The organism is Brevibacterium sp. XM4083 (genome assembly GCF_006489205.2).
Taxonomy (GTDB): Bacteria; Actinomycetota; Actinomycetes; order Actinomycetales; family Brevibacteriaceae; genus Brevibacterium.
In genome coordinates this window covers 102,887-124,403 of the sequence record NZ_VFYR02000003.1, presented here as the reverse complement: position 1 = coordinate 124,403, position 21,517 = coordinate 102,887, and the positions used below count along the sequence as shown (strand labels likewise).

General features: G+C 53.0%; 12 protein-coding genes. 5 read left to right on the top strand and 7 right to left on the bottom strand.

The annotated features are described in order from the left end of the window. Window positions 1–29: 29 nt before the first annotated feature. Window positions 30–242, bottom strand: a complete 213-nt coding sequence (locus tag FJ887_RS09850) for a UDP binding domain-containing protein (RefSeq protein WP_350457226.1) — start codon at window positions 240–242, stop codon at window positions 30–32. Window positions 243–328: 86 nt separating this feature from the next. Then, on the bottom strand, window positions 329–2,827 hold the full coding sequence (locus tag FJ887_RS09845; protein ID WP_140955321.1) for a glycosyltransferase family 4 protein: 2,499 nt from the start codon (window positions 2,825–2,827) through the stop codon (window positions 329–331). Window positions 2,828–4,011: 1,184 nt separating this feature from the next. On the opposite strand from FJ887_RS09845, the gene FJ887_RS09840 reads away from it, so the two are divergent. From FJ887_RS09840 to FJ887_RS09820, 5 genes are all read left to right on the top strand, one after another. Further along, window positions 4,012–5,856 (top strand): asparagine synthase-related protein, encoded by a 1,845-nt coding sequence (locus tag FJ887_RS09840; protein ID WP_140955319.1) that lies wholly within the window; start codon window positions 4,012–4,014, stop codon window positions 5,854–5,856. Between the two features lie 224 nt (window positions 5,857–6,080). Then, window positions 6,081–6,995, top strand: a complete 915-nt coding sequence (locus FJ887_RS09835) for a hypothetical protein (RefSeq protein WP_250786209.1) — start codon at window positions 6,081–6,083, stop codon at window positions 6,993–6,995. Further along, the gene (locus FJ887_RS09830) at window positions 6,992–9,205 is read left to right on the top strand and encodes a glycosyltransferase (RefSeq protein ID WP_140955315.1); all 2,214 of its coding nucleotides are present in this window, start codon (window positions 6,992–6,994) and stop codon (window positions 9,203–9,205) included. Before FJ887_RS09835 ends, FJ887_RS09830 begins: the two co-directional genes overlap by 4 nt. 1,386 nt (window positions 9,206–10,591) lie before the next feature. Beyond that, on the top strand, window positions 10,592–11,500 hold the full coding sequence (locus FJ887_RS09825; protein WP_140955313.1) for a hypothetical protein: 909 nt from the start codon (window positions 10,592–10,594) through the stop codon (window positions 11,498–11,500). A 790-nt stretch (window positions 11,501–12,290) separates the two neighbouring features. Beyond that, entirely contained in the window at window positions 12,291–13,526 is a 1,236-nt protein-coding gene (locus FJ887_RS09820) for a glycosyltransferase family 4 protein (protein WP_181365639.1), read from the top strand. 25 nt (window positions 13,527–13,551) lie between these two features. Here FJ887_RS09820 and wecB read toward each other — a convergent pair whose 3' ends face one another. From wecB to FJ887_RS09795, 5 genes are all read right to left on the bottom strand, one after another. Next, a complete protein-coding gene (wecB, locus tag FJ887_RS09815) occupies window positions 13,552–14,628 on the bottom strand; it encodes a non-hydrolyzing UDP-N-acetylglucosamine 2-epimerase (protein ID WP_350457225.1) in 1,077 nt (358 codons plus the stop codon). 972 nt (window positions 14,629–15,600) lie between these two features. Next, window positions 15,601–17,802 carry a hypothetical protein gene (locus FJ887_RS09810; protein WP_140955307.1) on the bottom strand — a complete coding sequence of 734 codons (2,202 nt, stop codon included), beginning with the start codon at window positions 17,800–17,802 and terminating at the stop codon, window positions 15,601–15,603. Window positions 17,803–17,807: 5 nt separating this feature from the next. Beyond that, on the bottom strand, window positions 17,808–19,241 hold the full coding sequence (locus FJ887_RS09805; RefSeq protein WP_140955305.1) for a glycosyltransferase family 4 protein: 1,434 nt from the start codon (window positions 19,239–19,241) through the stop codon (window positions 17,808–17,810). Beyond that, complete coding sequence (locus tag FJ887_RS09800) at window positions 19,184–20,500, bottom strand: nucleotide sugar dehydrogenase (RefSeq protein ID WP_140955303.1); 1,317 nt, start codon at window positions 20,498–20,500, stop codon at window positions 19,184–19,186. The genes FJ887_RS09805 and FJ887_RS09800 overlap by 58 nt, the downstream gene beginning before the upstream one ends. Beyond that, entirely contained in the window at window positions 20,497–21,516 is a 1,020-nt protein-coding gene (locus FJ887_RS09795; RefSeq protein WP_140955301.1) for a Gfo/Idh/MocA family protein, read from the bottom strand. Before FJ887_RS09795 ends, FJ887_RS09800 begins: the two co-directional genes overlap by 4 nt. Window position 21,517: the final 1 nt, after the last annotated feature.

Genomic DNA, 21,517 nt, shown 5'->3' with positions numbered 1-21,517 from the left:
CAGTCGCATTCAGTGAGTTTGAGAGGCGGTCAGTTCCACACGCCTCGGGTGTCGTGGACGATCTTCTGGGCGAACTGCGAACGGTCGATGCGGCCGAACTCGGTGTGGTCGACGAGCAGCAGGACGATGTCCGCGGCCTTCACAGCATCGTTGAGATCGGTGAGGGTGACATTGGCCCGCGCAGCAAGGTCGGACGGCGGCACGCGATCGACAGGATCCAGATCGCCACCGGTAGAATTCAATATCTGAAAGAACCCTATGACCCATAGACATTAAACCTTTTGCTGACCGAATCGGCGCATCGGTCGACAGTCACTTGCGAACACGATCAGCTGTGGAGCACAATTCCGCTGAGTGCCGAGTCGAATGCCTCCCAACTGTGGAAGGTGGAAACGAAGTCGAGTCCATTCCGTGCAGCTTGGGATAGCAATTGCGGTTCGCCTGCTACCCTTTGTAGCTCGTAGTGAAGCGAATCCAAATCAGATTGAATAATAGGGACCTCGCGCTCAATCGACAACCTGACAGCTGGCGACACGTTTCCTATCACTGGAACGCCGGCCGCCATGAACCTGAGGTCGTCCTCGGAATAAGTTGCGGATGTTAAGCTGCCGATCGCAATATCAATCTCGCCAAGTTGATCAAACGGATCGAACATGGAATAACCGTGTATGCTGTTGATCGCCAAGCGAATTGCTTCCAGTTCCGATTTTGAGCGGTTAGCAGTCGATATGCCCACGCGTAACCCATCGGAAATAGCGGCTTCCGTGGACTGATTGTACGAGTCGCTTGAACTCTTTTCAACCGGTAGGATTAAAGGAAGCCAGTGCCGATTGCTCTCGGTGTTACCAAATCCCGGTTCAGCGGAAGTGAGAATAGGTTTCCAGGCTTCGAGTAGCTTCCGGAGTCGGCGACGTCGAATCGACGTTCGTTGGACGGATTCTGAAGAGATATCAGCCCAGAAACTTCGGGGCTCTACCTCCAGGACATCATTTGGGTCTTTCAGGATGCCTTCTGGAGCGTCGTACAGTACAGATACTCCAGAGTCTTGGAACATCGGAACCATTCCCTCAGGACTAATAATAGACATCGGTAACGGCGGTTCGAAGCTTTCCAAAATGAATAGACCAGGTTCGGATACGATTTTTGACCACACTGACAATTGAGAACGAAGATCTCCCTCAGCGATAGCAACCATCTGCCAGACGTCGCCCTCTACTCGGTACAAGAAACCGTCAGGACGCTTCAGTATTGCCCGAAGCCCAAGTCTGGTCGCAGCATCGGCAATGGCCTGGGTGCGCTGTGAAAGAGTGGGCGCAGCCTGGACCGAGGATAAATTTGACTCGGATTTTTGAATTGTTTGTTTCTCGACACTGTGCGGTAGGAAACTTTTCCAGACGACTTCCAGGACTTCCTCTTGGCGTTCCCAAGAGTGTTCGCGCAATAGATCGGGCGAAATGTTGCTTCGAAGGTCAGCAATATCGCGCAATGCTGCTCGAACGGCCTTAGCGAAAGATTGCGTGTCTCCTGGTGCATGCGCGACGCCAATTCCAGTACTACGAACGAATGCGCCTTGAACCTTGAGATCCGACACGACCATTGGAAGCTGCGCTTGTAGATATTCACGAATCTTGGTGGCTAGGGCCAGTTCATGGGCGGGAGTAGCGTAAAGTGGGCTCAACCCGATAGTGGCTGTCGAAATATAGCTGGGCACCAATGAGGAAGGGACATAATCCAGTATATGCAATCGATCTTCGACACCGTGCGCAAGGGCGCGCTTGCGCAACTCGTCACGAGGACCCGGGTCTTTGGAAGCCAAATACGCCAAATGGACCCCTTCCAACTGGGGCAAAGCGTCCACAGCGGTGTAAATGCCGCGCCGCTCGGCGAGCTTACCCACATAGACCATAAGCGGAGTACTCGAATCGAGCGCCAATTCCGACCGCAAATCAGTACGGCCGGAGAGAAGTCGCGAGGTGCCGGTCGAAGTCGGAGCGTTCGATACTACCCAAGGTCGCTGAAGAAGGCTATGCCTCCTTTCGAGATTCTCTGCCAACTCGTCCGAGACAGTGATAACTGCGCTCGCTTTCTGGATCATTTCACGTTCCATTGCGAGCCATCCGATTCTATGCTGTATTGGTCCGCTGAATCGCTGTCCGGGTAAGTACTCGTGGGCGTCGTAAATCCAATTGAGATCGATTCCAAGCGCCTTTTGCTCGGATTGATAAATATAGGCGGCCGACATTGGGTGTCTATCGTGCACATGTATGATATCGGGCTTGAGTTCACGGAAGGCGTTCAGGAACAAAGCCTCGAAACCTTCAATTTGTTTCCAAAGCTCCCTCCATGCCCCAGGTTGCGCGCTGTATAACCAACTTTTCCCACTCTTGATATTTGCCCATGGTTGAACGGCTCGATGCCGTAGCCGCCCCACCTTGCCAACTATGGCAGTCATCCAGTCGATATTGGGGGTTTTATATCGATCCAGATGCATCGGGGCAATAACCTTTGAAATCTCACCAACTCCGTCCGCGAAGTTTTGCAGACGACGAGTCGTAGCACGGGTTTTGGAATCGATGGACTTGGTGATTGCCTCAATCGATTCTTGCGTGACTGAAAAACTCTCTTTCTTCGCTTTCAAGAAGTTATTGTAATCAGTCCAATCCGGTGTCGGACGGTAAATAGGGACGTTTCTATAAGCTCCAAATGTGTGCGTCGTTCTGTGCTTGACGCCGACAATGGTCACGTCAAATCCAGAATTCGCTGCTGTAACAGCCATCTTCTCTACGCGCGAATCGCCGGTGACCGAGTTTCCGACAGCCATCACCATGTGGGGACGGTCGAATGGTTTATGCAAATGCTTGCCTTTCCACTGGCGGTGGCGCGGTAGGGTCCACCCGAATCGAGACCAGACGGACGTCGCTGGTGTGCAGGTTGGCGAACGTGTTGGACTTCTAGTAGCCTACACGGGGGCTCAAGAGGCGCAAATTCCTGGGAGCGAGCGAGTTAGACTGTCAGCGGTCGCCTGGTCTTGCTTATCAAACTTACTGCGAGAAGCATACAACAAGTACAAAGTGTGCAGTTCCGCTTTGTTAGAGGAGCTTCTGGTTCCAACATAGTTCGTTCCCATTGCTCATTCTTCATTCAAGCTGTAACTTCAGGCTGGGAATTGGCATATTCGCCCTTTGCGTACCCGGATTTTTAAAAGTTGACGTTGGTTAGGAGACTGCTATTCATCTTGCGCGTTTATCTTTCAGGCTGCCGTGGGAAATAGTGTTTTCAAGTCTACGTTGCGGTTTGGGAGATTGGAGCGCAAGTAGAATCATTTTTCCTGAATTCGCTCTGCACTACGGACGCGACGATTAGCACCCCAGGACTATCGTTGCACCTCGGGCGTTAGAATAACTGACTTCCGAGTAGTCGCCAACTTGTAGGTGCCGTTCTGAAGGAAAGTCCATTCTTCAACCTAGGAAACTCGGAGATCTAAGTATTCGTAAGCGTTGCTAAGTTCGGACGCCATTGCGTTTCTGCACCCTTAACATTAAGGTATCGTAAATTTTCACAGAGCCGGCAGGGCACACACATTTGAGCAATTATACGGGTGTCGGCCGCGAACACGATGCTGCCCGGTGGGCAGTGGTTCGTAGCATCTTAGAGCGTCCAGCGCTGGTTGGTGGACGACTGACTTCCTGAACGTTGGCGCTGTCGATGCAGGATTCACGGAAGAATGACTCTGCCTCAGATGCTGTTCACTGAAAGCTTGGGCCCGCTCGAGAACGTGGGGACGTGTGAACTACCGCCCAGGGCCGCGCGATCGGACGGATGCCCGACAAGGTTGGCGGGATGACTGATCTTGGACGAGTCCTAGGTCCGTCGCTGTACGATCAAGCGTTGCTTCAAGTTAGAATATGCGACTTCTTCCAGTAGGATAAATCCCGCATGAGAGCTAGGGCCGACAGAGTCCTCGATCTCGGAACGGAACGCGTTGCGGTCCAGTAAAGAACGAGGAGAAATATGGCATTGGTGCTGGTGACAATACCGAAGCGAACAGGGGCCACGGATGCAGCTGACCCAGAGAGCCTTCACCGTTCGCTGGTTGTTAAGGCCGATCAGTTTGTTGGGCCGCGGTACAGAGGTAACACGGACTCGCGATCTGAGGTTTCCAGTAGCGGCGCGGTTTTGACGTCCTGGTTGGCCGACCACGAGGCCGACAATTTTGCGATGAAAAAAGGACGCTGGTCCCTTACCAGCTCGCCGAATACCGCCAGCCGCCTTCTCGACTCAATTGATAGCCGTGCAGGATCCTATCGATACACGCAAGAGGTGTGGGGGACCTATATGGCGATAATCGGGGACCGTAGCACCGATCGTTTCTACGCATGGAACACTGTGCCGACGTTAGAAGCAGTCCACTATGGTGAGAACAGCGAGTATATTTTCATCTCGAATCGGCCGTTGCTCGTGGCACTCGGACTCGCTGGCGGCGCAATTGCAGACATCAAGCTCGACCCCAACTACGTGCGGGAGTACTTGAACGTCGGATATTCGGTATCAGGAGTTACGCCGTTCTCCGGTGTAAAGGTTTTGCCTCCGCGGACATCGTTGTCCGTGGTGGGCAGCGCAACCTCCGTTGGACCTAATCCAAAGCCGCCCGAAATCACTCTTCAGGATTCGGAAGATCCGCGGCGTATTGGGGCCAATGAACTCGCCGACGCGTTTCAAGACGCAACCCTTCGCGGCATCGAACGGAGATTTTCAGACAGCATTCAGCTACGGCTTAGCGGTGGTCTCGATAGCCGAATAGTACTTGGATTATTAAAAGATCGAAAAGATCTCAAAATCACGGCTGTAACGCAGGGTTCGAACGATTCTGAGGACGTGATGGTTGCGTCGGAGCTCGCGCAGGCTGCTGGAATAGAGCATATCGTCAAGCATCCCGACTTTGTTGATAGTACTGATTTTATTGCTTCTCTGGAACGATCCATCTTTGAGTCACAAGGATATATCCCCTCCGAATCTCTGGTAGCACCATATGCGAATGCCGCGCCGTTAAACCCTCCAGAGGTATTGGTGTCCGGGCAATGGCCGCTGTTTAAAGGCGTGATGGATAAAACCATGACGAATACTCTTGATTATGTTCAAGGTAAAATCTACGGAATCAATCATCGAATAGCGAATGAGTATGAGAACGCGCTGACCGACCTGGCGATATCTGAATGGCTAGCAAGCGTGAACGCAAACACTAACATGGAGTTATTGTATGCCCATGCAAGGGACTTGCGGTCGAGCAGGTATCTTCAACCCCACACAATCCAAGCAGATCGAGAGAGTCAAATATTCTATCCATTTACCGACTCTCAAGTCACCGCCGTCGCCGACGCTTTGCCGACTCGGAACAGAGTGCAGAACATAACTGCGTTTCTTGCAGTATCTGAAATTTGGGAAGACGCTGTGAGGATCCCGATGGCCTACGGAACCGGCTTTCGATTCGAAGCCAACGAGCCGCTGCAAGGCATATCCGGACCTCACTACGCGGCAAGAAATCGCTCGCCGCATCCGTACGACCGGCCAGTCGTCAGGGACCCGGACGCCGAGAAGCGTATGGCTGCCTACCTGTATGATCCGCTACAGGCTGCTTCCCAGTACCTCGTAACAAGCGAGCGATGGACTGAGGTGCGCGAGTATCTAAGCGTTGATATGCGAGCTCGGATTGATGAGTTGGCTTCGATGAGGGCCGGCGACTCATCGAAGCGATATCAAAAGAAGGCGCAAAGGAGAATGGTTTCCATGCATATATGGCGTATTGTCTTGGTGGATCTTTGGTTGGCCCGGGGATGGCTGGCATTATCCGACACCTAGAACCTCAACAAAAGTCGTTGAAAGATGGAATGGCGGCCGAAGGTTGAAGTGAAGAGACCTCCGAATGGTCGCGAGTAGCGGAAACAACCGCTTGTGCAACAAATAAACTCGATGTAAAGTGTTATTGGATTGGGAGTTAATCAATGCGTCACCTGAGTAGACACAGATTCAAATTCCTAGGTGTGCTTTCGGTTCTTTCAATTATAATGATCAGTGTCTCTGTTATGATTGGCACTGGTAACCTTATTCTGGCGATACTCTCGTTTCTGGGCTCTGGATGTTTCATTTTTTTGATTTTGGTGTCATCCTGGACGCAGCATCGACAAGCGGTACGAATTGACAGACGCCTTACCGCCGCCATGCAGGAAACAAAGAAGACGCGGATTGATGCCTCCGCAGTGGCTTACCGTACCCGCGATCTTAGGGCAAGTCTGGAGAAGCTCTCTCAGATTAAAAGGAATATAGAAATTCTAAAGAAGGCTGCGGATGAATTGAAGACGTCGGCGTCCCTAGAGGCCCAAGAAACTTCGAGCGATTTCGTGGTTCCTGGAGCCGCGGCCGGAATCAATCCTTTCAATCCGTCCTTAATCGCAACCTACAGTTCTCAGGGCCAGAGCGGTGAAAGCGTGAAGGCCGGCCGAGGCGCAGCGGCAAAACTGGATGATCCTGCGTCTAGTCAAAAGTATCGCATGCTGTTGGAACAACCCCTACGGGATACTGATGAGCGACCTATCATTGCCGCAATTGCGACTCAAGCTCTACGGGATGACATGAGCGTCTTCGGTAACGTTGTTGGACTGCGACCAGACTCTGGCTTGAATACGTTGCCCGTAGCTGCGGCGTATCTGGTTGTTGAGGATTCAGCGTTTGAAAGTGGTCCCTGGTTCGGGGCGGATTCAGCCGAAGGCACTGAGCTCTTTCTGATGCTTAGTGAAATACTGAAGTTGGCAAAATCGCGAGGGATTCTTACCGTTATGGTCGCGCGATCAGGGGTAGCCAATCATTATACTAGAGAACTGGAGCATCGTCATAGGATTATTCTGCGGCCTCAACCCAATAATGATGATGGTGCGGTAACCTATACCAMGGTGGTGCACTCTATTTCCGATTGCGTATTTTCGAGAGGAGCCGATCGTTGAAAATCTTGGTTTATGCAGACATCAGCCTCAATATTCTGGATGGTTCCTCAATTTGGTTGCTTTCAGCGGTATCCGCATTGTCCGGCGCAACGGACCGCGTGGATCTGTTACTAAAAGAATCGCTATATACGTCCAAGCTGTCGCATCAGGTGAGATCACTCGAAAATGTTACGTTGCTTCCGCCGTTGGCAGAAGGACCACTCACCGTTGACAGTGCGGCTTATGTGGCTCGACTAAATCCGCCAGAGACGGCCCGTCGCATCGCGCAAATCGACGAGCGTGAGCATTACGACCTCATTTTCCTCCGAGGTTTGCGCATCAGTACCGAAGTCGCGAGCCGCTCAGAGCTATCGTCGCGAACATGGGCATATGTAACAGACCTCCCATATCCCCCGAGTGAGTACAACGTGAAATTGCGTGACGGTCTCGGTCGCGTTGCCGAATCGGTCGCGGTAATGGTTTCCCAGACTGAAGAAGCTCGTAGTTACCTGGAAGCGGTAGCGCCAGTCGCAGCTGGGAAGACGGTGCTCATGCCTCCAATGATTCCGGCTCTTGGCAACCTCGAGGCTGATGCTCAACGCCGGGAAGGTGTGCCTGTCCGCATCTGCTATGCGGGAAAGTTCGCCCGGGAATGGATGACCCTTGAGCTTTTGAACCTGCCGCGGGTGTTGGCTCGCCTGGGAATAGCCTCGGAGCTGTGGATGATTGGTGACAAGTTTCAAGGTTCTAAATCTGACCCCGAATGGCCAGATCGGATGCGGTCAGCCCTCATCGCTGCAAACGAAGATGACGACAGTGGGGTCCGCTATCTTGGAGCGTTGTCCCGAGACGAGACGATCGAGATCGTCAAGCAATGTGAGTATGGAGTGAGTTGGCGTTCAGACGGTATGGACTCATCACTCGAGTTGTCTACTAAGGTCTTGGAATATTTGTCTGCCGGCGTATTTCCGTTGGTGAACAACTCCAGGTCCAACCGGGAGCTGCTCGGCGATTCGTTTGCGGGCTATATTCCAGCGGCGGCTAACGTGGATGATGTTGCGTTGTTGGTCGCGAAACTCAATAGTACTGATGCCGGGGTGGATGTCTCCGAGTTCCCGCTTGACGAGTTCACGGTTTCCGCCGCCGCTAGTAGACTGCGTGATCAGTTCAGAGCACGCGGTTTCGGAGGCAGAGACCAAGTAGGGAACAAGAAGGTGTCGATTACATTCGCCACGCACGATCCAAAGTTTCTTCGCGAGATAGAATCGGGTTTTGAGTCTGACGATCGATTTTTAGTTCGTGCAGACCGTTGGAGCTCACTGCATACCAATGATCCTGTTTCGTCTAATTCTGCTGCTCGCGACTCCGACGTCATCTTCTGCGAATGGGCCGGGCCGAACCTTGCGTGGTATGCGCGACACAAGAGGCCGGGCCAAGTTTTGGTTTGCCGATTCCACGGATTTGAGATAAACGGCCCCTGGTTGAGAGATATCGATTTTCGCCAAGTTGATCATTTGTCGTTTGTTTCTCAACATCACCGGGCAGCGGTGGTGGCCCGTTTTCAGCTCGACCTGTCGCGGACTTCTGTGATTTCGAATGCGATTGACGCGCATGATTTGGAGCGACCCAAGCTGCCGGGAAGTGAATTCAACATTGGAATGTTGGGATTCGTTCCATTTCTTAAACGTCCGGATCGAGCCTTGGATTTGTTGGAGGAGTTGATTCGCGACGACGATCGGTATACCTTATTTATCAAGGGTAGACCTCCGTGGGAATATCCTCATGTATGGAACGACCCACTGGAACGTCAATTGTATCTCGAGTTTTTCGCGCGGGTGCGCGATTCTGCGGCAAGTGACAACCTCGTATTCGAAGCGTTCTCACCGAACGTTGGATCTTGGCTACGAAAGATCGGTATAGTCGTGTCTCCGAGTGAACGGGAAACTTTCCACCTGGCAGCCGCTGAAGGAATGTCGTCTGGCAGTATTCCAATAGTGTGGGACCGGGTGGGCGCCCGAGATATTTTCGGATCTGACTTAGTTTATAACAATTTGCAAGCTATGAAAAATGCAGTACTGAGAGCGCGCGAGTACGACGTTCGAGTTTCGCGCGGCCTCGAGATGCAAAAGCGCGCTATGGCGTGGTCGTCTGAACGTGTCGTAAAAACGTGGAAGGAGATCGTGATCGACTCCCTCTCGACGCCCAATAGCGCCACAAACAGCTCGTCGTAAATGGGGTTTTGGATCGGTGATTTCAGAGTAGACCGAGTCGTTATCCGGATATGCGCCGTGGCCTTCTGAAGACGGATGTGCTCACATGTCCAAGCGAAAGAAATCGACTTGGCCGCCCGCCTTTCTCGGTTTCAGACTTCACAACACCCTGCCGACTCAACTTTGTTGACCTCGCGTGTATTGGCAAGCACATTACCGAGCAAGGATCCATCCTTGAAGACTGGTTCAATAGTCCCGAGCGCCTGCGTTAGTTGTCTCCTGGCCGCGGAATCGTACGAGTCATCGTTGTCCGCCGTCACGCCCACGCGCCGTTAGGCCATCGACTGAAACCGCTTGATATTCGCGTACGCCGTTTCAAATGAGTTGAGTACGGCCGCGTACGACGTCAATACACCACGGCTGTGGCACGTCCACTCACGAAATTCTCGCATATCACCCGGACTGGGCGGTGCTTGCCTTCTTCCCCGATCACGACGCCGTGTCCACGTTCGAGCAGTTACTCTGGGTTGGCTAGCGCACCGCGTAGTCCGGTGATGGAGTCGTTCTTCGGTCTGATTCAGAGAAACGCCTCCGACAGGTGCCGGCGGAAGGCTCAGCTGGAGCTGCGCACGGCGATTCTGCACGTGTTCTGGCGGACACGTCACTGGACGCGTTCAGATCGTCGTTTGGGTAAACTGACCGCGACTGCCTACGAACAGGTTTACCGCAACGGCGTCGCCCTAGCGGCACAGACTCCTGGAGCCAACCAAGCCTTCATAACCTCCTCCTTCATCATTCCCCAGCGCTAGAGGAAAAATGGACCACGATTCGGTAGAGTTCGACCTTCCCGGCCCGGTTAGCTACCGGGTCGAGGATGTGCGACTGGCCTACGAAGCACTGACTATCCGTGGACTGAACATCATGGACGAGCGGATTGCAAAAGAAAACCAATACAGTTCGAATAAGGATGGACATTTTGCTTGGGACATATCGTATTTAATCCGGGCTGCATGTATTGCTTGGCGAGTCAGTCGCGACTCTGAGCATCTTAAGAGAGCGTGTCGTTGGGCACAACATATGATTGAGCGTACGGACGACAAGATTGGGCGCGTTGATTGGCGAAAGGATAGCAACCCCGCTTGGTCAGCGGGATCCCGTTATACTGCGGGCACGGTTACGGTGGGTAGAGTAGAGGGCACTCCGATACAGCTGCAAGCCGCATCCGAACGTGTCATTATAGAGCGCCCCACTCCGAACACGGCCATAATTCGTTCTATTAGAAAAGGTGGCGAGGAGTGGAGTTCGCTTGAGGGCTCTTTGCTTTCGGATAGTCCTGATTATCTTCCTGATCTCCTCGCTCGGCGAAGTTCCGTCCACGCAGTGCTCCTGCGTGGACTCAATTCGCCAATGGATCTCCGTTTTCTCGCTTCGCGCGAATTCTCGTTGGTGCAGCAATTTGCCGCGCATTTTGTCCACACGGGGATGATCGCGAGGTCGCTAATCTGTGCAGCCGAGGCACTTGAAGCCGCAGGGAATAGGGCCAACGATTCAGATGTAAGTCCAATCGAGTTGTACGAAGCAGCACGACGGGCTCTGATGGTGCACGACGATGAAATTCTCGCGCGTGCGGGTCAATATTGGTATATTACTCCCGCAGATTTCCCCAGTCGACGCCTCGGCCTGGAAGTCCCACACAACCATGTAGTCGATGCGGCGACCTCTTTCATCATTCTCGGCAGAAAATTTCGCGACATCCGATTGGGCTCTCTCGGTGTATCGCTGACTCGACCGTGGCTTCATGAACTAGCAATGTTAGAACGAGGGGATCTGCCGCACCCGTGGTATTACTATCCATTTGGAAGCGATAGTTTTAAAGGCGTCGTGCGTGACTCGCCCGTGTCAGAGCGGGAAGTGACGGGAGTGCAACGGGGAGAAGACAGCTCTCACGCGATAATGAGAGTCCGTGCTCTTTTGGAATGGCAGGCTATCGATCCTCAGCTCGTTGGCGGGAAAACTTTGAAGTTGGTGGCCTTGGCATTCCGAAAGAACTACATGACGAGCAAAAGTGGCCTCGCGACCTTGCGTTGGTTGCCGGCCGCCCCTAACGATCGTTCAGATAAGGCACGTCTCGGCCATGCAGATACCTACTCCGGTGCCTGGGGCGCGCTCCATCGATGGGATCCGCGGATGAAGCGTCGCATCAACCTGATGGCCTATAGTCATCCCCCGCAACGGGTGTTTGGGGCGACAGTCCTATCGGCAGCCGAGATAGTCGCGATGAACGCTGAACTGCCGACAAACGCTAGTTACGATTGAGGCGAGGTTGTACGAGCTCAGAATGTAGAAGGAATGTTCGGTATAATTGAACCGGGTTGCACCTCCTGCGAGCTTGACGAAACACAACAACGGCCTGGAAGAACGATCGATTTGGTGCGCATCGACCAGTGATTAGAGATTTGTGAGGAACACTCGTGCCGAGCAGCCAGTTTGTGGTGGCCTATCACAGCCGGCGAACATTGATCGAGGATTCGAGTGCGGCGCCAAGCGCCGCTACCCTTCATTCTCGTTTGAATTTTTTGTCAAGCTCCGGCCGGCCTGCATGTTGGGCTAACGTTCCGCTGAATCTTCGCTTTAGGCAATCCCATTCAGGCGGTTTTCTTCGCTTCTTAGAGCGAAGAATCATAACTTTAATGGTACTCCAAAAGTTCTGTATGAGAAATTTAAGTTCTCCGGTACCGGCTCAGGCTCGCGTGGCGTTATACTGGCCCGCTCGGGTTAAGCGTATGCGGAATGAGTTGTTCTGGGGTAGGTTGAACATAGCCAGTCCGCCGAAAATGTATCAGAAAGTGCCGGGGCTTTCGGAGATCCTCCCTGATAAAAGTCACTCGACTGCTTTACGAATTGGCGTCTCTATTTCATTGAAGCTTGTGAAAGCATCTATTTCAGAATCTATCAGGGAGGTCCACTTGGATCCATTGGCCAACATAATCAATAAGTGTAGGAGTATCGGGTTTGACGCAAAGGTTTGTTTCGATTATTCGTATGGATTGAGCGGCTCCTCACCTATTGCAGTTCGAGGACTCAGCACAGCAGAGGTTTCATCAGATTGAAAATTGCAGTCACCGTCCACAACGCAGTTCGTCATGACGCGCGCGTGATAAAACAGGCTCAAACTCTCGTCGAGGCGGGTCACGAAGTGAGAGTGTTCGGTTTGACCACCGAGCAAGATGAAGATTTCTTGATAGACGGCAACATTCCGGTACGTCTTACACATCGTGATCTCAGAGGCGTCGCTTCTTTCCTATCAGAGCGAGGGCTTGAGCCTACCCGGGAGAACAAGGTATGGGCGTCGTTCAGCGAACAGGGACGCTTGATATTTGAAGCTGTGCGTCAGATCATGCGCCCTGACGCTGTCCACATTCACGATCACGTTAGTCTGACTGCAGCCACGCTGTACAAAGAGGAGTTCGGGGTACCAATTGTCTGGGACGCACACGAGATCTACGAAGAGCTGGCCGGCCTCGAAGATGTTCGTCGCAAGGTCAACCCGCGAATCATTCGCGATAATGCTCCTTTCGTGTCCGCATTTATCACTCTCAACGAGAGTATTGCCCGGGTTTACGCAGAGCGTTACCCTGAGCTTCCAAGCGCAACTCTAATTCCCAATGCTGCCCGGTTTTCCACAGTGTTCTCGTATGACGGTCGGCTGCATCACGCGGCGGGACTTGATCGATCTCAGCGGATTTTGCTGTTCCAAGGTAGCTTCGCAGACCATCGCGGAATCGGTACTCTACTGGATGTTGCGAAGGAGCTGGATGATACGTGGTCAGTGGTATTTATGGGCTGGGGTGAACTCGAGGCGTCGATCAAAGAACGAGCGTCAGAGCTCGGGGATCGGCCATCGACTAAGGCTAGGATTTCTGCCGTCCCTGGCGCCGCGCATTCGGAGCTCCCTATGTGGACCGCTGGGGCAACTCTAGGTGCAATTCCGTATGAAGATATAGGCCTCAATCACCGCTTCTGTACACCCAATAAGCTTTGGGAGTTTCCAGCCTCCGGTGTGCCGATTTTTGCAAGCGATCTTCCAGAAATGGCCTGGCGCATTCGCGAGGCCGGCATGGGTCTGGTTGTGTCCCCACGAACGGTGGCTCACAGCATTGCAAATTCAATCAATAATCTGACTGACGAAGATCTGCGGATATTCAGAGCAGGTGCGGTGGAATTCATCCAGCGAGACAGCTGGGCGCACTATGAACCGAAACTTATAGATCTATACGAAAAGTATTCTCGGGGGCGAATGGTTTTTTCCAAGTTCTTTCGTCTATTCGGTCGGCGTCGCTGACTGAAAGGCGATGGGTTTGACCTCCCTAGCTGCGATCAATCAGGGCTTTTGCCACCGCGTACGCTGCCGTGCCGTCACCATAGGGATTGCTACGTTTAGTTCTTGGCACCGGTCGAAGGCTGATCTCGGCTAATCGAGAAAGGTCGGGGTCAAGCAGGTTCCAACCTCCCTGCTGAGTTTCTACCCACTCGGTTTCAGTACGCAATGTCGTGCAGGGTGTTCCCAGAAGATACGCTTCCTTCTGTACACCGCCGGAATCTGTTATGACTCCGTCGGCCCCGGTGATGGCCTTCACCATTTCGGGATAGCCAAGTGGTTTGACGATTCTCAATGATCCCCCTCCAAGCGAAATGTCAAATTCTGCGGTCTTTGCGATCAGGCGCGGATGGGCCGGTAATACGACTGGCAACGGAAGCTCCGCGAGCGCATCGAGAATCTTCCTGAGACGAGTGGGGTCATCGGTGTTCTCCGCACGGTGAACTGTGCAAAGCACGAATCGTTCTCCCCCTTCAGCGCCGGGAAGGGGAGCGGAGCTTGTTTTGACTGCGTCCCGCGTGAAGTAACAGACATCAACCATTACGTCGCCCACTAGTAGGGCTCGTTCGCCCAAACCTTCTTGGATGAGACTATCAACTGCCGCTGCAGAAGGTGCGAAGCAAATGTCTGCCGCATGATCTGTTAGAACCCGGTTGTGTTCTTCGGCCATCGCACGATTGTGTGAGCGGAGACCGGCTTCGAGGTGCGCCAGGGGAATATGAAGCTTTACTGCCGACAGTGCACCGGCGATAGTCGAATTTGTATCCCCATAGACGAGAACCCAATCCGGATGGAAGTCAAGAAGTACCTGATCCATCTGCGCCTGCATCCCTCCAGTCTGCGCTCCGTGCGTGCCTGACCCGATTCCGAGATGAACGTCAGGGTCCGGGATGCCAAGGGCCTTAAAGAAGGAATCTGACATGTCGACATCGTAGTGTTGGCCAGTGTGGATAATCTTGTGTTCCACCCCCAACTCTCTAAAAGTTTTTGCCATGGGAGCAAGTTTCACGAATTGAGGGCGGGCGCCGACGATACTGACTACGCGCAAGTTGCAGGGTCCTATCATTGGAGGTTTTCTTAAGAATAATCCACACTAAGTCTATCTGTTGACCGTTGAGATCAGGCGACGTCGCACCTCTGGTGCACGTGGGGCCTAAGACGATCTTGGATGGAGGCGCGACCAGCCGATCTCGTGACTCACCTGATGGGTAGTTATGCGATTCCGGCACCGGCACGACCGATTGTGACGTGTAATCGCCGATTAAAGCGTGGTCCAGAGGATTGAACAAAAGCCTCGGGAGATGAACCACGGTAGGCGAGCGCTCGAATCCCCTTTGGAGGTAGTTCATACCTTTGAGCGAAACTTCGGCTAGTTATAGTCTGAGGCCAAGAGTGCCGGACCATATGCGGTGCCTTGGAGCATGATCACGCCATTAAACTCGCCGCACGTGAGCCGAGCAGCACAGTTAGAGAACAGTTCTGAAAGTTTCGAGGGACTGTCTGATGCTGTAGCTGTCACGGACCCAGTCCCCGTCGTGAGACTTGCCGATCATGGTCTCGATGATGTTCGTCGTCGTATCCAACCGAGGCCCTCTCGTCTTGATGACAGTTCGAAGGATCCGTCTTACCAGGTGAGGAAAACTGTACTTACGCATACCGGTCTTCTACGAAGCGGAGGCCCTGGCGACTGCTTGCAAAAGAATATAACGGGGCAATTTCCACCCGCCACGTAGGGGCCGATCTTCAGGAGTCGTTGACACTTGACGTCGAGACGAATATTGAAACGTGAAGCGACGAGATAACTCGCGTTGCACAACTGACCAGGCAGCTCCAACGATCTCAGGTAGTAGATCGGCGGCGGGCTCCATCATTTGCGGGAGTCGGTGCTGAAGTTCCGCAACCTCAGGCATTGCATAGCGAGGAGAACCCTAGAGCCGAGCGGCTTTAGGCCAGCCTACGCTCTCTTCGACGATGAGGCGCCAAAAAGTACAAGTGAGTGAAAAGAAGATACACTTGAACATTCGTACTTGCTAGGTCTCTATGACAGTCGGTCCAATGCAGAGAGCGCTCTTCTGACTTCATCCATACGAGCCTTCCACGAATGCAGGCGATGGACTTCGGACCATTCTGTTTGACGCTCATAAAATATCTCGATTTGTTGAATTAGGCTTCGCAGGCTGAAGCCTTCTCGTCGAATTGCTACGCCAAGTCCGTGCTCCTCAATGAACTCAGATACTCCCATGTCGTCGAACACGGCTACCGGAATCCGCTTCTCGAGATAACTCATCACCTTGTACGGGAAGCTGTCTTTCGCGTAGTCGCTATCAAGAAGCACCAACCCGATATAGCGGCCGTCACCAGGGGAAAATTGTGAAAACTCGGTATGATCTATTGAATGACCATGCGGTAGCAAGCCGTCGATGCTCGCACTATCGGTAGCATCAGGGCGGAGATCATTTTCGTATGCGCTTCGTGATTTCGCGAGGTCGCTCATGAGGCGGCCACTATCGGATGGTCGGATGTACCATCTCATGTCAACGGGCGAATCGTGAGCTCCAAACGCAGAAATAAGATCGTCCATTTGATAGACGTCACCGTAACCCCCCGAATACACAAACTTCGGAGAACCATGAAGTGAGAGATCGGAGCTGGATAGAGATCGATAATCTGAAACTGCGGGCGGCAAGGGCGACCATTGACTGTCAAAGATGTTGTATTCAGAGAGCAGTTCCTGAAACATGACGGCCGACCTGGAGCTTGGTGCATAAAGAATGTCGGCGAGCGGAATTAAAGACCGAACTTCATGGAGCCCGCGTTCAACCCGGGCCTGTTCTTCAAGGTCAGTGTTTGCGGAAAAGTCTGCATCCCGGGAGAGCCAATGTAGGTCGCGAAGGAACCATGCTACCCGTAGACCGTCGCCAACAAGCCGACGAAGGAGTCGGCTCAGGCTGTCCACCACCTGGGGATGCATCGGAGCCGTACTGCTTTCGCCGTAAAAGTACCGAGGCCGGCCACCGGCATCGAGAATATTTAGGATCGCGAGTGAACGCCGCTTGAAAATATTGTCACTGGCACTCAAGCGGACAGTCATTACATCGCCGGAACCAAAACTCTCAGACACTGCTCGTATGCGCATCGGGCGGGCGCCATCCGCCCGATCCTCGACAGCTGCAACGGAAAAGAACACGTCAAACGGTCCTACTACTGGCTCGCAGATACCTTCCTCAAACCACCAAGCGACTTCCCGTCCGGCGACATCTGTCAAATGCGCCAGCAGCTCCACTCCGGAAAGCACTCCAGAATGGGCTTCACTATGCTGTCCGTCGGTTGATTTTGATGGGGTGTCAGACGTCACTAGATCAGAGAGACGTTGAAAGAGTGCAGCGCCCTGACCGTACTTGGCCGGATCGATTCCGTATCGCACAGCCAACTCCCGATTGGAGATCGTAGCGTCTAGAACATACCGATCAGGATGATTGAACTCGAGCGCGGCGACGAGAGCAGCATGATTACGCGAATTCCCTGCTATCAAGACGTGAGTGGTAGCTTTCGGGAAGCGATAACGAAGCGTACCTGGGAATCCGCGAGCAGAAGTGAAGTCCGTCTCGGAATAGAGAGATCCAGATTCCACTATAGAGTATTGGACAGTTGAGCCAATTCTAGAATCTTTGAGACCTTTAGCGAGCTCATTTCGACGCTCCTCATTACAATCGTCGGGTACGACGATACTGACGTGAGGAGACTTGATACTTCCTGTTAGAAAGTTTGAGCTAGCGCTAAACAGTGGAAGAAGAAAATGCGGAGCCTGTGAGTTATGGCTCGTAGCCTTGTCCATCTCATGAAAGCTGTCGAAAAGCAACAAGTCACATGACTCTGACGCAACCTGAAAATCTAGTTGTAACTGTTTCCTGCGGCGAGAGAAATCGACGCTTCCCCGAGGAACAATACCGATTAATGGTAAATCTAGGCCAATCGAACTGGCTCGAATAATGGCTTGCGTTCCTACCGCGATGACATGAGAAACTTGGCGGTTTTCGGCCAAGGCTTTAAAAAAGCTGCGAGAGAGTCGTGTTAATGGGGTCTTAGTTCCCATCGGTTCAACCCACGCAGGTGTTGGCGGCGTTTCGAAAAACCCTTCCGAAGGATAGCGAATGTGGAATACGGGAGCCGACTTGCAATACTCGCGTACCGCGGTCACAAGGCTCCCTTCCAGAGCTCCAGTCTCAGAAACGAATACCATCGGTATCATTCGACAGAGGCTCCTTCCATCATGGCGATTTCACGATCGATGGTGAACGTCCTACCGCTCTGACTGCGTACTCTCAGTGATGCTGCCAACGACTTGGCGCTAAATTGGTCAGGATCGTCCATCAATTTCAATGTTCGTTCCGCCATGGAGGATGCATCTTCTGACGGTGCAACGACACCGCACTCATTGTCAACGAACTCAGGGACCGCGGCGACCGCGTTGGTGATTGGCACTAAGCCAGAGGACATGGCTTCGTCACGCGAGACCCCCTGCGTGTCTAGTCGTGTTGGCACGAGAAAGAACCCATGCGACTTGTGCAAGTCGGCGACTCGGTCCTGAGTGACAAACCCCCGGCTGATTGAAACTCTTGGATCATCCTTAAACGCGGCCTCAAATAGATCGAAATACTGTCCGTCTCCAACAACCGTGGCCTCGACTCGAGGTCCGTGGCGCGAGTCCAGCAACTTCCTCAGTACGTCTACACCGATGTCGGCTCCGTAATGTCGCGACGTAGCGCTTCGCGCCCATAGGATTCGGAACCTCTGTTGCGGTTCCTTTTTCTGGTATTTGAACAAGTCTCCGTCGATGAAATTGTGAATTACGCGGCCGTGACCATGCGGTATGTCGATGTCCATGTCCTGCTGCATCAGTTCACGCCAGTACTGCGAGACGAAAATGAATGAGTCAGGGCGGTAAATAGAAGTCGCCAGCTCCGTCCAGAACTCGCGCAATGAATTACTGCGCTCAATGGCGTTGCGCAAATCTCCGTGCGACTGAATATCATGTCGTCGCCTCATCCAATGGCGAGCGTCATAGCCGTGAACGTAAACGTGCAGCGGCGTCAAGCAACTTCGGCGGTGATGGTACAGCGTATTCCACATTTCCCGATTAAAGAAGTGAGCAGAAATAGAATTATAGGCTTGAGCTGCCAGGAGACCATTAAGCTCGTGGGCACCCCCGCTGAGTACCCGAACGCGGTCGAATTCGTAAACCCGCCGAGCTGCACGTTTGTTGAACAGCATTACGTCAATCGTCAGCCCGGCATCCATATACGCTCGAATTCGACGATGAACGAAACCGTTTCCGTATTCCTTGCCATAATCGGGATAATCATTGGTGAGAACCAAATGACGATTGGCACCGGTGCGACGAGAGTGATGTTTAAGGAATTCTCGAACGATTTGGTACTCGGGTTCGTCGCTGACCTGGGCGACTGATGGCGGTTTGAGCGCAACGAGCGGAGTGTTGTCGATAGTGTTCTTCCGGAGATGGACGTTCTCTAAGTAGAGTGCGGTCAACAACTCTTCCTGACTCCAATGTGAGCCGAAGAACTCCTTGGGTATCAGCGGCAAGCCCAAAGTTCGCTCCAGAATTATTCGAAGGATCGTGTTTCGCCGTCGCCGATAATCAATACCTCGGCGTTCGGCCATTGGTCGGCGCTAGATATGTTGCGACCGTCAAAAACCACACGTACACCGGGGATGTCGTCGGAACCAATGGTTTGATAATCGTGATGGTCAGCCTGAATGATAACGGCATCGGCCGACTGTCCGAGAATGTACGGAGTGAAGCCGAGGTCACGAAGTTCCCCGGAAGAGTACAAGGGATCGTGGACCGATACCGTGGCTCCACGTGAAGTTAGCGCGTCGACAGTAGAGAATACGCCCGAGAACGCCGTTTCCTTCACTCCGCCTCTATATGCGGCGCCTAGGACGACGACGTGCGGGTTTGAGACACTGTCAGGAATCCGAGCAAGAGTAGCTTTCACAACTCTTTCCGGCATAGCCATATTTGTCAGTCGAGCGGTCCTGACGGTCGTGGCTTCGGGGTCTGAGTGAAGGTAGAGGCGGGGATATACGGGTATGCAGTGACCGCCGACAGCGATGCCGGGCCGATGAATGTGGCTATAAGGTTGCGAGTTGGAAGCTTCGATCACCTTATGCACGTCGATGCCAGTTGTTTCGGCAAACCTGGAGAACTCATTGGCGAGAGCAATGTTAACGTCTCTGTAGGTTGTCTCGGCCAATTTTGCCATTTCAGCTGCTTCCGCACTGCCTAGGTCCCAAACGCCGTTGGTGCGTGGCGCTAGGTCTGGGCGAGAATCGAAATCAAGAACGTTCTCATAGAACTCGACCGCTGCGTCACGACCGTCGTCAGACAGCGCTCCGACGAGCTTAGGGTACTTTCTTAGATCTGCAAATACCCGACCGGTCAGGACCCGCTCCGGGGAGAAGACAAGGTGAAAATCGGATCCTTCGCGAAGGCCGGACCCGGCTTCCAGCATGGGCTTCCAACGGTTTCGTGTGGTTCCGACGGGTAGAGTTGTTTCGTAGCTGATCAGCGTATTAGCGCTGAGGTGCTCTGCGAGAGACTGAGTTGCTTGGTCCATCCAACGGAAGTCAGGCTCCCAAGTCGAATCATCAACGAACAAGGGGACAACAATGACGACTGCGTCAGCGTTGGGAATTCCTTCGCTGTAGTCAGTACTGGCTCTTAACCTTCCAGAACTAACAGTAGCAGCGAGCTTATCCTTGAGCCCTGCTTCGCCAGGAAATGGCTCATTCGCCGAATTGACCGATTCGACTACACGTTCCTGGACGTCTATACCGATGACGTTGTGCCCCTTATCGGCAAACTGCACGGCCAAAGGTAGGCCTATTTTCCCGAGCCCAATAACGGCAATGTTCATGTTCGGTTTACCTCATCATAATTAATGGATAGTTCGACTGATGACCCCGTTAGCGATGATTCAAGCATAGCTTCACAAACAGCGACTACACGTTTGCCCTGCTCGAGGGTGACTATCGTAGCCTCCCTATCTCCGTTAACGGCATTCTGGAATTGCTGGTGTTCCGTGCGAAGCGGCTCGGATTTTGTGAGAGCGTAGCGTGTCACATTGCCTTCGGCTACTCCACGGAAATGGGAAATATCGTCCCACTCGGTTAGAGCAGAGGCGTTCTCATAATAAATGAGATCGGCGGTAAGAGTATCTGCTACAAACGTTCCGTTCTCGCCAGTGACTGCGATGCTTCGTTCCTTGAAGGGTGTTAACCAGTTCACGACGTGGCTCGTCATAACCCCGTTGGACAGCATGCACGTCGATGCGACCATGTCCTCGTGTGCGCGTCCAGACTTAAGGGCTGTGTTAGCTGCCACGCGCACGTAGTTCTTCCCTGTTAGCCATGAGGTCAAGTCGATGTCATGTGAAGCAAGATCCTTGGTGACGCCGACGTCAGCGATTCGGGCGGGAAATGGTCCTTGTCGGCGGGTGGCGACCTGGTAGATATCTCCCAATTCGTTAGCGTCCAATCTCTGTTTAAGCGCTAATAGGGCTGGGTTGAAGCGCTCGATGTGACCAACAGCTCCGATGAGCGATCGGTCAGCGAAAGCCCGAACCAAAGTTTCAGCCGACTGTGAGTCTGCCGCGACGGGTTTCTCAATTAGGGCGTGCACCCCCGCAGCTGCGAGTTTAGTGCCGACCGTGAGGTGGTGATCAGTGGGAACTGCGACCACACAGTAATCGAGGTTCTGTTCAAGGAGGCTGTCTACGTCGGTATACACGGCGAGGCCAGACGCAATACCTTGTGGATCTCCTAACGGATCTGCGACACCGACGACCACTGTACCTTCAAGGGCACGCAAGTTTCGTAGATGATGCCGACCCATCATTCCAAGACCGACGAGCCCGGCACGTAGAACGGTCATA

Excerpts from the sequence above, each read along its gene's own strand:
- wecB (WP_350457225.1), bottom strand. The coding sequence starts at position 14,628 with ATGATAGGACCCTGCAACTTGCGCGTAGTCAGTATCGTCGGCGCCCGC.
- FJ887_RS09845 (WP_140955321.1), bottom strand. The coding sequence starts at position 2,827 with ATGGTGATGGCTGTCGGAAACTCGGTCACCGGCGATTCGCGCGTAGAG.
- FJ887_RS09800 (WP_140955303.1), bottom strand. The coding sequence starts at position 20,500 with ATGAACATTGCCGTTATTGGGCTCGGGAAAATAGGCCTACCTTTGGCC.
- FJ887_RS09825 (WP_140955313.1), top strand. The coding sequence starts at position 10,592 with ATGGATCTCCGTTTTCTCGCTTCGCGCGAATTCTCGTTGGTGCAGCAA.
- FJ887_RS09840 (WP_140955319.1), top strand. The coding sequence starts at position 4,012 with ATGGCATTGGTGCTGGTGACAATACCGAAGCGAACAGGGGCCACGGAT.
- FJ887_RS09795 (WP_140955301.1), bottom strand. The coding sequence starts at position 21,516 with ATGACCGTTCTACGTGCCGGGCTCGTCGGTCTTGGAATGATGGGTCGG.
- FJ887_RS09805 (WP_140955305.1), bottom strand. The coding sequence starts at position 19,241 with ATGGCCGAACGCCGAGGTATTGATTATCGGCGACGGCGAAACACGATC.
- FJ887_RS09810 (WP_140955307.1), bottom strand. The coding sequence starts at position 17,802 with ATGGTATTCGTTTCTGAGACTGGAGCTCTGGAAGGGAGCCTTGTGACC.